Below are 13,697 nucleotides of genomic sequence, written 5' to 3' on the forward strand. Positions count from 1 at the left end.
TTTTTGCATTGGAAAACCCTCGGTTCGACCGCCGGTTCCGTTTCAGCGATAATTTTTGTCTTTCCGCCGGTTCAATGTCTTTTTCTATGCTTTCTCTCGCCTCGTTTCACGATTTCATCATGATGTGAAATATATTGTGTAATCGGTATAAATAACGCGCATTTATGGTATATTGAATGAAAAGGAGGCGTTTGTATATGATTAAGACTATTTTAGTACCTGTCGACGGATCTCAAGATTCTTTTGCGGCGCTGAAAGAAGCGGAAATTTTGGCCGAAACCTTGGAATCGAAGTTGATCGTGCTCACGGTTTTAACGGATTCCAAAGTCATCGAGCATTACCCCGGCGATTTTCTCACCACGGATTTCAAGAAGGCCCAGGCACTGCGGGGCCAACAAATTCTGGAAAGGGCCATGGAGGCCGTGGACATTAAGGGCGAGGTGGAAACCGTCGTCCGCACGGGCTGGGCATCGGAAGAGATCGTGAAATGTGCCGAGGAAAAGGGCGCGGATCTTATCGTCATGGGCAGTCGCGGCTTAGGCGGCTTCTCGAGAACCCTCTTGGGCTCCGTATCGAACAAAGTGTTGAATACGGCAAAGATCCCCGTTCTCGTCAATAAAGGAAATAAGTAATTTTGAACTATGCGGTGCCTTGCAGGAGCAGGGTGCCTTTTTGTTTTTCGGATGCCGAAAGGAGGCCTTAATGGAGATTTTAATTTTAAAGGCAGATGAAGTGAAGGCGGCTATGCCGACGGGCGATGGGATTGCCGCCACAAAGGAAGCCATGGCCATGTATGCGGCGAAAAAAGCGGTGGTGCCCTTGCGGAGCAATCTGAGCGCGGCCAAGGGCCAAGCCCTCTTTATGCCCGGACTGGTCGAGGAAGCCGATGCCCTCGGGGTGAAGATCGTCTCCACATACCCGGACAATCCCGCTCGAAATCTCCCGGCCGTTGCGGCCACCATGGTGCTTCTCGACACGGAAACGGGGATGGTGAAGTGTCTTATGGACGGCACGGAGCTTACCCGCATGCGCACCGGCGCCCTCGCCGGGGCGGCCACGGATCTCTTGGCGCGGAAGGATGCGAAGGTGTTTCTACTAATCGGCACAGGAGGCCAGGCGATGCGTCAATTGGAATCGGTGCTTGCCGTTCGCCCCATTGAGACAGTCTATGTCTTTAATCAGAAACAGGAAAAAGCCGAAGCGTTTGTGGCTTCGGCGAAAGATGAATTGGCCTCCTACGGGGCGACGTTTGTCCCCGTGAGCGATTTGGATCACGTGACAAAAGAGGCGGACATTATTACCGCCGTCACCACGGCGAAGCAGCCGGTTTTCGACGGGAGAAAGGTGAAGGCGGGCTGCCACATTAACGGCGTCGGCGCCTACACGCCGCAGATGATCGAGCTTCCGCCGGAAATCGTGGTTCGGGCGGATAAAATTTTTGTCGATACCGTAGACGGCGTATTGAACGAAGCAGGCGACATGATAAGGCCCGTAAATGACGGCCTGGTGACGCGAGAGAAGATCGCCAATGAGATCGGCGACGTGGTTCTTCAAAAGCTGCCCGGCAGAGAAAGAGACGACGAGATCACCCTCTTTAAGACCACCGGCTCCGCCGTCTACGATGTGGTGGTGGCGGAAAAGATTTTTCGCTTTGCAGAAGAAAAAGGGATTGGGACCTATGTGAGGGTGTAGGGATTAAGTTTTTATTTATCTCTTTCACATCGTTTGATCTTCGCATTTCCGATTGCGCACCGTGTTTTCCGGGGGAAATTCCAAGGGCAAGCTTTCCCGAATCAAAATCCGTTCTCGCGACGGGCATCAACGGGACCCGGACCGGTTAATAAGATCCGGGAATGGGGCAGCTAAATTAAAGGTAATCTCTCTTTTTTAGGTAGAAATACATCAATACGATGACCGCGAGGGTAAGGCCCAAGAGCCACCAAAAGGCGTAGGGCTCATCGGAAAAGGGCAGGGAGGTGTTCATGCCCCAATAGCCGCCGATGATGGTCGGTACGGTCAAGAGAATCGTAATGGAGGTAAGGGTCTTCATGACGTCGTTTAAATTGTTTCCCACGAGGCTTGAATAGAGATCGGACAGCTTTTCCACGGTGACCGACGCTTCTTTTACCATGACCCGGGCTTGGGTGCTTTCAACTTTCAGGTCGTTGAGTAGTTGATTTCTCGAGGGGGAGCTGTTCAACGGGGCCAGGTGAAACAGATCGTGCAAGACGTATTCATTGTTTTCCGTGGCCATGGAAAAGCGAATCAAGCTTCTCGATAGGCTGATCAATTGGCGGATGGTCTCACTCTTTGTGGAGCGCGCCATGTCCTGTTCCAGCTCCTCGATGCGCGCGTTAATGTTTTTCGTCAGCTCGATGTAGGATTTGCAGATGTGGTAGGCCAAGTCGACGAGGATTTTTTCCTTGGGAAAGCTTTCGTCTTCGATGAGACGATGGCCTTTGTTTTCCAAAAAGCCCGAGAAGGCCCCGTCGTCGCGGTATTTTACGGTAATGACCGACGCCTCGGTGTTAATCATGGCCAAGGGGCGGGTTTCGTAAAGGCCTTCCGCCACCTCCACCGGGTAGCGAAGAATGAATAAATCGTAGGTCGCGCTGTATCTGCCGTCGCTTCGGGCCACCTCCCCGGGGTCGGCGACGGAGGAGAGGATGCTTTCCGGCACTTTATATTTTTGTGACAAGGACCGAATCTCTTCCTCCGTCGGGTCGATGAGGTGGACCCACCGGCACGTGTCTTTATTTGAGAAATCATCTGTCGTTACGCGGTACATTTGATCGTGGGTGTGGACGTAGTATTTCATGGCATCTCCTCAGGTCATCATGTGTAAATCTATTTGCAATGGGGCGATTTTTCCCATAAGCTTCTGATTAAACTCTACACCCTGCGCGGTTTTATTTCCATAGCCAAGGTGGCGGAATTTAAGATGCGTAACGGACAAACCTACGTGGTGTATTTCTTATTTCTCATTTCCTGTTCTCGATTTTCAAAAGCTCACTTTTTGTAAATAACTTTATTCTATTTTTTCACACCATAGCTTCATCAACTATTCCCGGGGGAAGGAAAAAGGGCGTTGCGATTCGCCCTGGGCCCTTCCCCGGGTCTCAAAGCCATGAAAGAATCAATTTTTAAGTAAGAAGGTAACTTGACAATAATAAATTCGGTTTGCTTTTCATATCAATCGGCACCGTCGGGGTTATATTTTGTCCTCAATATATTAACAAAAAACCGGTTTACATCCCCCTTTCTACGCGATACAATGGCCGAAGGAATCCGAAGCAGAAAGGTTGGTTTTGTAATGAATGTTTTAGATACAGTCGGAAAAACGCCGCTCGTGCAATTATCCATGGGCGGCGGTCGCATTTACGCCAAGTTGGAAAAGAACAATCCCGCCGCCTCCATTAAGGACCGCGTGGCTTACCACATGATCGAAGATGCGGTCAACCGCGGCGCCCTCACGCCGGGCATGAAGATCGTGGAGCCCACGTCGGGCAACACGGGCATCGCCCTGGCCTTGGTGGGCAAGCAATTGGGCTATGAGGTGGCCATCGTCATGCCCGCCTCCATGAGCGACGAGCGCAAGGCCTTGATTCGCTCTTTCGGCGCGGAACTCATTTTAATCGAAGAAGGCGGCATGCAGGGGGCTGTGGACAAGGCGAAGGAAATGGCGGCAACCGGCGAGTATTTCTTGCCCGATCAATTTAACAACCCGGCCAATCCCCGCATCCACGAGCTCACCACGGGCCCGGAAATTCTTTCGGCCTTAGACGGCGACGTGTCCGTATTTGTGGCGGGCATCGGCACCGGCGGCACGGTGACCGGCGTGGGCCGGGCTTTGAAGGCGGAAAATCCCGACGCGTACATCGTTGGCGTCGAGCCGGCGGAAAGCCCTTTGATTACGGAAAACAAGGCTTCCGCCCACAAGATCCAGGGGATCGGCGCCAATTTCATTCCCGGCAATTACGATCCCGAGGTGGTGGATGAAGTGATCACCGTAAAAGGCGACGAAGCCATCGCCATGGCAAAGAGATTAAGTGCGGAAGAAGGCCTGAGCGTGGGGATTTCCTCCGGCGCCAATGTGGCGGCCGCCATGAAGCTTTTAGAGCGCTTCGAAGGCAATATCGTCACCGTGCTTCCCGATGCCGCCGAGCGGTACATGTCCACGGAGCTTTTTTAGACATGTTTAAGGAGCGCAGAAAAATCGCTCGGGTGATTTTGGAAAAGGACCCGGCCTGCAGAAATATCGTGGAAGCCATGTTTCTCTACCCCATGGTGGTGGCGCTGTTGAGTCACCGCCGCGCCCATCGGCTGTACAAAAAGGGCCACACGACTCTGGCCCGCCTTCTCTCCCACCGGGCCCGCAGGAAAACGGGCATCGAGATTCACCCGGGAGCCACCATCGGCGAGAGGCTCTTTATCGACCACGGCATGGGCGTGGTCATCGGCGAGACGGCGGAAATCGGCGACGACGTCACTTTGTACCACGGGGTCACATTAGGCGGCCGCGGCCTGAGCAAGACGAAGCGCCATCCCACGGTAAAAGACGGGGCCATGATCGGGGCGCGGGCCACGGTTTTGGGCCCCATTACCGTCGGCGAAGGGGCCAAGGTGGGCGCCGGCGCCGTGGTGCTGGATCCCGTTGCCGACAACACCACGGTGGTGGGCGTGCCTGCGGAAAATGCCCATCCGACGGCGCCCATTGATTTTTCCTTTTCCCTGAACAACCCGCCCCGCCATGTAAAAACCGCGCAAAATAGATGATTGATTTCGGTTAGATTTGCGATTGACGGTTGTTTTCAGACTTTATTTACCCTACAATGGGATACGTTGTATAAAAAATAAGAAACAGTTTAGGAGGCATTATGGCTTTATTTTTAATCGGCCTGGTCATCCTCGCAGTGGGCGGCTTCTTCTACGGCAAGTACGTGGAAAAAGTCTTCGGCCCCGACGACCGTGAAACTCCCGCCATTCGTTTGGCAGACGGCGTCGACTACGTTGGCATGTCCAAAGGCAAAAACGCATTAATCGAATTGTTGAACATCGCGGGCACGGGCCCGATTTTAGGACCCATCCAAGGGATTCTCTTCGGCCCCATCGCTTTTTTAACGATTCCCATCGGCTGCGTCCTGGCCGGCGCAACCCACGACTATTTCGTCGGCATGATTTCCATTCGTAACAACGGCAATCAGGTGCCGAAATTGATTTCCCGCTACATGGGCCCCAAGGCCAATAAGATCTACATCGTGATTATCTGCATCTTGATGCTCTTAACCGGCGTGGTCTTTATCTACACCCCCGGGGACTTGATCGTCAACGATCTTTTGGGCATGGACGTCAACGGCGCCGCCATTTGGTACGCCTACGCGGGAATTTTGCTCTATTACATCGTGGCAACTCTCTTTCCCATCGACAAGATCATCGGCCGCGTCTACCCGATTTTCGGCGCCGTATTAATTATTTCCGCCATCGGCATTTTTGGCGGCGTCGTCCTCACCGGCGGAGCGGATCTGCACAACATGACCCAAGGCGTGTTGATCAGCAAACACCCCACGGGCCAATTGTTTATCCCCATCTTCTTTATTACCGTGGCCTGCGGGATTTTATCGGGCTTCCACGGCTCCCAAGCCACCCTGATTTCCCGTACGACGAAATCGGAATTTGAAGGCCGGAACATTTTCTACAACTCCATGTTAATCGAAGGTTTTATCGCCATGGCATGGGCTGCAGGCGCCATGGTGGTCTTCAACCGGGGCGCGGCTCTGGACACGAACGCCACCCTTATGGTGGGCAACATTTCCCGCGAATTTATGGGCAAGATCGGCGGCCTCTTTGCCGTTGCCGGCGTCATCGTCCTTCCCATCACCTCCGGGGACACGGCCTTCCGTTCCCTGCGCCTCATGGTGGCGGAACAAATTAATTTCGATCAATCCACGGCAAAGCACCGGGTGCTTCTGTCTTTGATCCTGTTTATTCCCGCCGTCTTGATTCTCTTCTTCGCCAAGAGCAACGCCCAAGGGTTCCAAATCCTCTGGCGCTACTTCGGCTTCACCAATCAATTGGTGGCCGTCTTCGCCTTGGCTCTGATCAGCGTCTATTTAAAGATGCACGGAAAGAATTACTTCATCACGCTGATTCCCGGCATGTTCTACGCCTTTATCGTCACATCCTACATCGCCAGTGCCGATATCGGCCTGCGCCTGCCCATGAACGTAGCCTATGTACTGGGCGTCGTCGGCGCAGCTTTCTTCTGCTTTATGATTTCGAAAGTCGTCAAAAACCGCGGCGACGAGGTTATGAAGACGGAACAGTAAGATCGCGAAAAGCGTCTCCTTTCGGGGGCGCTTTTTTTCTGTCTTCTTTTCGATTTTTTATATTGAAATTGTTTTCAAAAAAATATACCATGGTTACATAAAGGAGGTTATTATGTTTTGTACTCACTGCGGACACGAATTGTCCCCGGAAGATAAATTCTGTACCGGCTGCGGCGCGCCCGTCGACGGTCCCGAACCTTCCTATAAAGAGGACCAAACCCGCCCCCTCCAAAGCGCGCCCGCGGCTTACGACAATGGCGCTCAGGCGGATAGGGCGAGTCGCCAAGTGCCCGGACGCTTTAATTGGGGCGCCTTTTCCCTGACGTTGATTTGGGGCATCGGCAATCGCTGTTACATAACTCTATTGTGCCTCGTGCCCATCGTCGGCTTTGTCATGCCCTTTGTCGCGGGCTTTAAGGGCAACGCCTGGGCCTACGAAAACAATCGCTACCGCGACATGGAAGAATTTTCCCAAGTGCAGGACACGTGGAATCGGGCGGGCTTCGTCTGTTTTATCGCGCAATTACTTATCGGCGGATTCTGGCTTTTCTTCGTGCTTCTGTCCGGCTTAAACCTTTTTACAGCTCCTGTTTTAGGTGATATATGATGAAATGTTTATCTTGCGGCGCAGACAATGCCGCCGACGCAAAATTTTGTAAATCCTGCGGACAGCCGCTGGAAAGTGACGCCCCCCGGGACACGGCGATCCTGGAACCGGTGGACGCTTACGACACGGATCCCGCCTATTCCTTCGACGAGGTCGAGGAGAAAAAGCCTGCCGGGAAAAAGAAGGGCGTGATCATCGCAGCCTCCGTTTTTGCGGTGATCGTTCTTCTCGTGCTCTCGGTTTTTATCTACCGCACGAGCCGCCGAATCAGCTTGGAAAAATCCGCTGCCGCCGCCATCGAGGATGAAAATTACGACAAGGCTCGGGAGCAGTACGACAAGCTCTACGACATGACAGGTCGCGACGTGTACAAGGAGCGGGCAAAGGATGCCAAGACCATGGCCAAGGATCAGGAGCTCTTGGACGAAGCGAAGGATGCCCTTGAAAGCGACTCCTTTAAAGAGGCTTTGCGGATTTACACCGCCATCGAAGAGCACGACAACGATCTGTCCGATAAGGCCAAAGAGGGCGCGAAGGACGTGGTGAGTTCCGCCGCCGATGAGATTTGGGCCCGGATGGATGCAGATGATTTCGACGGCGCCATGGACATGGTCAACGAGCTCATCGCCGTGGCCCCGAACAACGACCGCTTGGCCGATCTGAAGAAGAAAGTGAAGCAAGGGGCGAAAAATTTAAGCGAAGAAAAGATTCGCGCCGCCACCGCGGAATCGGAAGCCGCCAAGGCCGCCGAATCGGCGAAAAAAAGCGCCAAGCGGGCCTCGGAGGCGAGCCGCATTCTCTATACCTATCAATACGTCACCGCGGCGGAAGCCAATGTGCGCACGGGCCCGGGAAAGAATTACCCGGTGGCCTACACCTTGAGTCGCGGCGCCGAAGTCTACGTCATCGACACCCAATCGGATTCCGTGAGGACCTGGTGCAATATCGGCGACGGCTGGATTTCCTACCGCACTTTAAACGGCGAGTTTTGAATTCGAGCCATACAAAAAACCCTGTCGGCGGACAGGGTTTTGTTTTGCGCTTATTTCAAGCTGCGGCCAAAGGCATCAGCCTTTAAGGCGGCGGCTTTTATTTTTTCCGGAGAAATGTTTTTGCTCGAGCGTTTGTATTCCGTGGTTTCAGGAACGAAGGTCATCATTTCGTCCAGATCCTCTGCCGTAAGTCCCACGTCTTCCAGGGTAATGGGCAGGCCCAGGGACTGATTGAAGCGGGCAATTTTTTCCAGCTCCGCCTCGTTGTCGTCGTAGGCGTGAAGGACCATGACGCCGAAGGAGACCACTTCGCCGTGAAGGTACTCCCCTTCTCTCGGGATCAGGCAGGCGGCGTCAAAGAAAATGTGGGCGATGTAGGAATTGTAGTAGAAATCCGGCTGATTGGTGAGATTGCTCACGTAGCCTGTGGAGACCAAGACATCCAGGGCGATTTCTTCCACGGCCCGGGAGACGCGGTTGTGCTTCACATCTTCCAGGCCTTCTTTGCCCCACTTCAGGAAGGGCTCTTCGCAGGTTTTGGCGATGCCCACGCCCAGGCGGGCCATGTGACTCAAGTCGTCGCCTTTGGATGCGGAAAGGACTTCCGCCTGTTTGCTGATGCCATCGCCGATGCCGGCCCAGAAGTAAATGTCCGGGGCTTCGGCGATGATTTTCAGGTCGATGAAAATATCCGAGGGAGACTTGGGAAATTCGTAGCTTTCCACCCGGCCCGACTCGTCGTAGACCACGGCAATGGCGGTCATGGCCGCGCAATTGGAGCAGATGGTGGGAAAGGAAAAGGCGGGCTTGTCGGCGCGCAGGGAGAGGACCTTCGTCGTGTCCAGGGCCTTGCCCCCGCCGATGCCGAAGAGCACGTCGGCTTCTTTCACGGCGGGCTCATTTTTCAGCCGCTCGATGTTTGCATTGGTGCACTCCACGCCGTAGACGAAGGTGCCGGTAATTTCCACATCGCATCCTTTCAGGGCGTCTTTTATTTTTCCCGAAGCGGCCTTTAAGGCGCGTTCGCCGCCGATGAGGACAACTTTTTTAAAGCCCCTCGCCGCCAACACCTCGGGCAATTCGTCGTAACCGTCTTTCGACAGATAGTAGTTCGGCATATACATAGTTTCGCTCCCCTTTCTTTCAATACGGTCGTTGCAGAACACTATACACCCGAAACCCCGGCGCCTTCAAGAGAGATGGACGAAGAATACATTATTCCTCTGCCTTCTTTTCGCGGTTTGATTCCGTTTTATTTTCGTTTGTCGCCTTATCTGAATTTTCCGCCTCGGTTTTCGGCTTCGCCTTCACCGGCTTTACCGAGGGCATGATGCCCTTGGCCACCACTTGGGGGAAGAGGTAGAGGCCCAGATTTTTCGGGTGGGTGTGGTCGGAAATAAAGAGTTCGTCTTCTTCCTTGGCGATTTTGTACCAGTCGATAAGGTGCACCCGCTTCGACGCCTTGGCGGCGTTGGCGAGCTTTTCATTGACGGCCCCTTCCCAGGGATCGGGCATGACCGTGTTGATGAGGTACACGGGATGCTCTCCCGTGGCGACGATGAGGTCGTCAAGTACCTTGGTATTGAAGTCGTAATTGGTGCCCAGCTGAATCACGATGGGGGCGTCCTCTGCGAGGGCGCTTAAATCGTGGCTTTCCAAAATCTCTTTGCCCGTTACCATTTGGCGATTCTTTTTGCCGTCGATGGTAAATTTCGGCAGGAGCATTTTAATGTATTCCGCTTCCATTTCCGTGAGGCTGTCGCCGATCATCAGGCCGTCGCGCTCGGCCAGGGCGTTCACGTCTTTTTCACCGAGGGCCACCGCCGGCCAGCGCCGGTTGATCTCCTTGATTTCGTCGGAGAGGTTTTCATCGTCCAAAGGTTCGGGCTCCTTGGCCTTGGCCGCTTCTTTTTCCCGGGCCTCGATTTTTTTCGCCTCGGCCTTTTCTTTGGCGGCCATGCGCTTCGGGCTGAAGGCGAAGGTGCCGATGAGGGTGATGAGGGCGAGGGCCGCGGCGGAGACGGTTAAGACGCGCTTTTTCGCCGGGCGCTTAAAGAGGCGATAGGTCACTTCGCCCAGGATGAAGAGGGCGGGCATTTGAATGAGCACCACGGCGAAGTAGGAAAGTTCGCTGTGGGAGAAGGCCTGTTGAAAGACGAGCATCACCGGGTACTGCCACAGGTAGAGCTCGTAGCTGCGAGTGCCGAAGTAGCGGAGCACAGGGCCACTCAAAGCCTTGGCCGTGGCGTTGTCGTCTTTTGCCGTATAGAGCAAGAGGGCCGCCCCCATGAGGCTGAAGAGGGCCATGCCGCCGTAGTAGAGGAAGCGGCCTTCGGCGAAGAAGACGAAGGACAAAAGCATGAGGCCGAGAAGAACGGCCGCAGGCATCCCTTTCGCCTTTTGGCTGCCCTTGAAGCTGCCCTTCTCGCCCATGAGCCCGGCCAGTGCGCCGATGGCGAAGGCGAAGTAGCGGGTGTCCGTGCCGTAGTAAATGCGGGTCGCATCTTGCGTAAAAGGCGTCATGACGGGCATGAGCAGAAGGGAAATTCCACCGGTGACGGCGAGGGAGAGGGCGAGCTTGCCCCGATTTTTGCCGCAGAATTGCCTTAAAACGGCCCAAATCAAATAAAATTGCAGTTGTGCCGACAGGGCCCAGAAATGGGTGAAGGGCAAAAATTTCCCGTGGAGATCGAAGTAGGAGAAGCCCCGAAGGATTTGCTGCCAGTTATTTACGCCGAAGACGGCGCTGATCCCCGAGGCGGCTACGTCGCGAAATTCCCCTTGAAAGGCCAAAGCGGCGACAAATACCACCACGGCCACGACAAAGACCAAGGGCGGCGTCAGTTTTTTGTACTGTTTGGCGAGCTTTTTAAAGGGCGCGTGGTTTTTTTCCGACAAATGTTGGCTCATGAGCAAATAGCCCGAGAGCAGGAAAAACATGACCACGCCTAAGTAGCCGCCGACGATTTTGTGGGGATACAAGTGGTAGAGGATCACGCCCCACAGAGCCAGGGCGCGGAGTCCCGTAAAGGATTTTATTTCTTTGTGCACTGAAAGCCTCCTTATTATACGCGAAAAGAATGGACCGAAGCCCATTCTTTCCACGAATATGAATAAAAGCGAATCCCTGAGAGATAAACTTGCGATTATTTGCCGGCGGCTTCCTGATCCCGTCGCTTGATGTTTTTGAAGCCCAGGATCCACAGGGGCAGAATAATCAATGCCCAGTTGAAAATACCCAGGTATTTGTAGGCATTTTGTACGATCCACATTAAGCCCAGGGTGGAAACCAAGTAGCAAACGATCAAGGAAACGACGGCGATAATGGCCTTTTTCTTGACCAAATTGGTTTCGTTCTTCATGACGTGGGGTTCCATACGGGTCACGATGCCGAAGATAAAGCCGACGGCGGTGGTGATCAGTGCCAAGAAGAGCAGGATCGGATAAAGGACGGAGAGGATCGAAATGTCCAATTTGTTGACGACGGCGATGGTGGGCAGCGCCCGAGACGCTTCGTCTAAATAAATGTCGGGCATTTGAGAGAAGATCAAAAGGGTGATGCCGACGAGCATGAGAATGTTCATAATGCAGCCGATGATCATGGCGCCTTTTGCTTCTTCTTTGTATTGACCGCCTTTAAAGGATGCCGTAATGCCGCCGATGGCGCTGATTTGGAAGCCCGCATAGGTCAAGGCCCATAAGAGGGAGTTGCCGATGTTTCCGGGAACGGTTTGATCCGATGCGGAGATGCCCCACTTGGTGGCATTGGGATTGACGTAGCCTTCGGAGAAGAGCCGCGCGATGTCCGGACCGAATTTAATGAGGCCGGAGATAATAACGATAGAAATAATGGCTAAAATCATAACGGTCATAATGGTGGCGTTTTTCCGAACGAGTTCTTCGCCGAAAATAACCAACAGGGTTACGACCACGACCATAAAGACGGAGCCGACGAGGACGGGCAGGCCCAGGTATTGATTAACCAAGAGGCCACCGGATGCGATGGTGGCCGCCGATGCGGCGATGGTGGTAATGATGACACTGACGTCCATGGCCGGGGTGAAGATCTTGGCGTATTTGCCGTAAGCTTCCTTGGACCAGGCGTCGTAGCCCCATTTATCCGTTTGCCGCGCCGTTTCCAGGCCGACGTAGTAGGTGATGGCGATCAAAATAAAAGTCAGAATCGGCATTAAGGTGCCGAACCATCCGTGGTTTGCGAAGAATTGAAGCTCTTGCGTCCCCGATGCGAATCCCGCACCGCAGTGCGTAGAGAACCAAACCGTCGCGACACCGAAACTGATGGATGTAAGATAATTGCGTTTATCGTTTGTCACGATATTCCTCCATTCTAAGGGATTGCTTCTATTTACAAAAATACTATCACAACCGTCCGCCCTTGAAAAGAATCTTTTCACCGATTTGACACGCTTTCTTAGGCTTTTTCCCCCTTTTTCGCCCCGTTTTGATATAATGATACCAATTCAATCATTTTTTAAGGAGGTTTTTTAATGTCTGAAAAAAAGGCCTTTACTCTGGGCCTCATCCCCAAGCTTATCATTGCCATTATTTTGGGTATTCTGGTAGGCTCCTACCTGCCTGAAGTGGTGACGAAAATCGCCGTCACTTTCTCGGCAAACTTCGGTAAGTTCTTGAACTTTGTCATTCCCCTGATGATTATCGCCTTTGTTGCCAAGGGCATCGCCGACCTGTCGGAAGGGGCGGGAAAATTGCTCCTCGCCACGGTGGGCATGGCTTATTGCTCCACTTTAATCGCCGGGAGTCTGTCCTACACCATGGCCCACGGCATCTTCCCCTCGTTCATTTCCCAGGAAATGGTCGAGCAGATTAAATCGGCCTCCGAAAAGAATTTAAGCGCTCTCTTTGAGATCCCGCTGGAACCGGCCATCGACGTGACAGGCGCCCTGATCCTCGCCTTTATGGTGGGCCTTTGCGTGTCGATTTTGCGCCAAAGAAATAGCGGCGAAACCTTCTACAAGCTCATTAACGAATTTAACGAAATGATTAATTTGGTCCTGTCCAAGGCAATTATTCCTTTGCTTCCCTTCTTCATTTTCGGTAACTTCGCCAACATGGCTTACTCCGGAAGCGTCTTCGCCATTCTTTCCGTCTTTATCCGGATCTTCGGCTGCATTTTGGTTCTGCACCTGCTCTACGTCTTCGCCATGTTCCTCGTGGCCTGCACGACAACCAAGCGCAATCCCTTCAAGACCTTCCCCAAAATGTTCCCGGCCTACTTTACCGCCGTGGGCACCCAATCCTCTGCCGCCACCATTCCCGTCAATGTGGAATGTAACAAGCAAATGGGCGTCACTCGCCAAATTCGGGAATTCTGTATTCCCCTTTGCGCCACCGTCCACTTGCCCGGCTCCATGATTACCTTGACGGCCTGCGTCTACACCTTGCTCTATATGTACAACATGCCCCACAGCTTCGGCTTGATTCTTCAATTTATCGCCGTCTTAGGCGTGGCCATGGTCGCCGCACCGGGCGCTCCCGGCGGCGCCGTCATGAGCGCACTGCCCTTCCTCCCCATCGTCGGCGTGGCTACGAACTCGCCCATGGCATCCATCTTGATTTCTCTTTATTTAACGCAAGACTCCTTCGGTACCGCCGCCAACGTGGCCGGCGACAACGCCATTTCCATGCTCGTGGAAAAAGTGTACTACAAACACATTTTGAAACAGCCGAAACCGGTGGAAGAAGAAAGTCTTTCCTAACGCAAAAAACCGGCCTTGCAGCCGGTTTTTTTTG

Annotated in this window: 12 protein-coding genes; 8 read left to right on the forward strand and 4 right to left on the reverse strand. The window is 53.4% G+C overall.

Features of this window, described 5'->3' with window-relative positions; translation table 11 throughout:
* Positions 1-197: 197 nt before the first annotated feature.
* Positions 198-632, forward strand: coding sequence for a universal stress protein (locus OCV31_RS01225; RefSeq protein ID WP_267303730.1), 435 nt, complete (start codon positions 198-200; stop codon positions 630-632).
* Positions 633-702: 70 nt separating this feature from the next.
* A complete protein-coding gene (locus OCV31_RS01230) occupies positions 703-1,692 on the forward strand; it encodes an ornithine cyclodeaminase family protein (protein WP_148471840.1) in 990 nt (329 codons plus the stop codon).
* A gap of 175 nt (positions 1,693-1,867) precedes the next feature.
* Here the strand turns inward: OCV31_RS01230 and OCV31_RS01235 are convergent, their stop codons facing one another.
* The gene (locus OCV31_RS01235) at positions 1,868-2,818 is read right to left on the reverse strand and encodes a magnesium transporter CorA family protein (protein WP_148471842.1); all 951 of its coding nucleotides are present in this window, start codon (positions 2,816-2,818) and stop codon (positions 1,868-1,870) included.
* 495 nt (positions 2,819-3,313) lie between these two features.
* On the opposite strand from OCV31_RS01235, the gene cysK reads away from it, so the two are divergent.
* The 5 genes from cysK (at position 3,314) to OCV31_RS01260 (ending at position 7,925) form a co-directional block, all read left to right on the forward strand.
* Positions 3,314-4,192 carry a cysteine synthase A gene (gene cysK / locus OCV31_RS01240; RefSeq protein ID WP_148471844.1) on the forward strand — a complete coding sequence of 293 codons (879 nt, stop codon included), beginning with the start codon at positions 3,314-3,316 and terminating at the stop codon, positions 4,190-4,192.
* A 2-nt stretch (positions 4,193-4,194) separates the two neighbouring features.
* Positions 4,195-4,776 carry a serine O-acetyltransferase gene (cysE, locus tag OCV31_RS01245; RefSeq protein WP_148471846.1) on the forward strand — a complete coding sequence of 194 codons (582 nt, stop codon included), beginning with the start codon at positions 4,195-4,197 and terminating at the stop codon, positions 4,774-4,776.
* A 101-nt stretch (positions 4,777-4,877) separates the two neighbouring features.
* Positions 4,878-6,326, forward strand: a complete 1,449-nt coding sequence (locus OCV31_RS01250; protein WP_148471848.1) for a carbon starvation CstA family protein — start codon at positions 4,878-4,880, stop codon at positions 6,324-6,326.
* A gap of 112 nt (positions 6,327-6,438) precedes the next feature.
* The gene (locus OCV31_RS01255) at positions 6,439-6,933 is read left to right on the forward strand and encodes a zinc-ribbon domain-containing protein (RefSeq protein WP_148471850.1); all 495 of its coding nucleotides are present in this window, start codon (positions 6,439-6,441) and stop codon (positions 6,931-6,933) included.
* Positions 6,933-7,925 carry an SH3 domain-containing protein gene (locus OCV31_RS01260; protein WP_267303731.1) on the forward strand — a complete coding sequence of 331 codons (993 nt, stop codon included), beginning with the start codon at positions 6,933-6,935 and terminating at the stop codon, positions 7,923-7,925. Before OCV31_RS01255 ends, OCV31_RS01260 begins: the two co-directional genes overlap by 1 nt.
* Positions 7,926-7,975: 50 nt before the next feature.
* On the opposite strand, the gene OCV31_RS01265 is transcribed toward OCV31_RS01260, so the two are convergent.
* From OCV31_RS01265 to OCV31_RS01275, 3 genes are all read right to left on the reverse strand, one after another.
* Positions 7,976-9,049, reverse strand: a complete 1,074-nt coding sequence (locus OCV31_RS01265; RefSeq protein ID WP_148471854.1) for an iron-containing alcohol dehydrogenase family protein — start codon at positions 9,047-9,049, stop codon at positions 7,976-7,978.
* Positions 9,050-9,140: 91 nt separating this feature from the next.
* Complete coding sequence (locus OCV31_RS01270; RefSeq protein WP_267303732.1) at positions 9,141-10,976, reverse strand: acyltransferase family protein; 1,836 nt, start codon at positions 10,974-10,976, stop codon at positions 9,141-9,143.
* Positions 10,977-11,071: 95 nt separating this feature from the next.
* Positions 11,072-12,259, reverse strand: a complete 1,188-nt coding sequence (locus OCV31_RS01275; protein WP_148471858.1) for a hypothetical protein — start codon at positions 12,257-12,259, stop codon at positions 11,072-11,074.
* 174 nt (positions 12,260-12,433) lie between these two features.
* On the opposite strand from OCV31_RS01275, the gene OCV31_RS01280 reads away from it, so the two are divergent.
* A complete protein-coding gene (locus OCV31_RS01280) occupies positions 12,434-13,663 on the forward strand; it encodes a dicarboxylate/amino acid:cation symporter (protein ID WP_148471860.1) in 1,230 nt (409 codons plus the stop codon).
* The last annotated feature ends 34 nt before the right edge of the window (positions 13,664-13,697 follow it).

This window comes from Aedoeadaptatus acetigenes, assembly GCF_025566985.1.
Taxonomy (GTDB): Bacteria; Bacillota; Clostridia; order Tissierellales; family Peptoniphilaceae; genus Aedoeadaptatus; species Aedoeadaptatus acetigenes.

Excerpts from the sequence above, each read along its gene's own strand:
- OCV31_RS01225 (WP_267303730.1), top strand. The coding sequence starts at position 198 with ATGATTAAGACTATTTTAGTACCTGTCGACGGATCTCAAGATTCTTTT.
- OCV31_RS01230 (WP_148471840.1), top strand. The coding sequence starts at position 703 with ATGGAGATTTTAATTTTAAAGGCAGATGAAGTGAAGGCGGCTATGCCG.
- OCV31_RS01235 (WP_148471842.1), bottom strand. The coding sequence starts at position 2,818 with ATGAAATACTACGTCCACACCCACGATCAAATGTACCGCGTAACGACA.
- cysK (WP_148471844.1), top strand. The coding sequence starts at position 3,314 with ATGAATGTTTTAGATACAGTCGGAAAAACGCCGCTCGTGCAATTATCC.
- cysE (WP_148471846.1), top strand. The coding sequence starts at position 4,195 with ATGTTTAAGGAGCGCAGAAAAATCGCTCGGGTGATTTTGGAAAAGGAC.
- OCV31_RS01250 (WP_148471848.1), top strand. The coding sequence starts at position 4,878 with ATGGCTTTATTTTTAATCGGCCTGGTCATCCTCGCAGTGGGCGGCTTC.
- OCV31_RS01255 (WP_148471850.1), top strand. The coding sequence starts at position 6,439 with ATGTTTTGTACTCACTGCGGACACGAATTGTCCCCGGAAGATAAATTC.
- OCV31_RS01260 (WP_267303731.1), top strand. The coding sequence starts at position 6,933 with ATGAAATGTTTATCTTGCGGCGCAGACAATGCCGCCGACGCAAAATTT.
- OCV31_RS01265 (WP_148471854.1), bottom strand. The coding sequence starts at position 9,049 with ATGTATATGCCGAACTACTATCTGTCGAAAGACGGTTACGACGAATTG.
- OCV31_RS01280 (WP_148471860.1), top strand. The coding sequence starts at position 12,434 with ATGTCTGAAAAAAAGGCCTTTACTCTGGGCCTCATCCCCAAGCTTATC.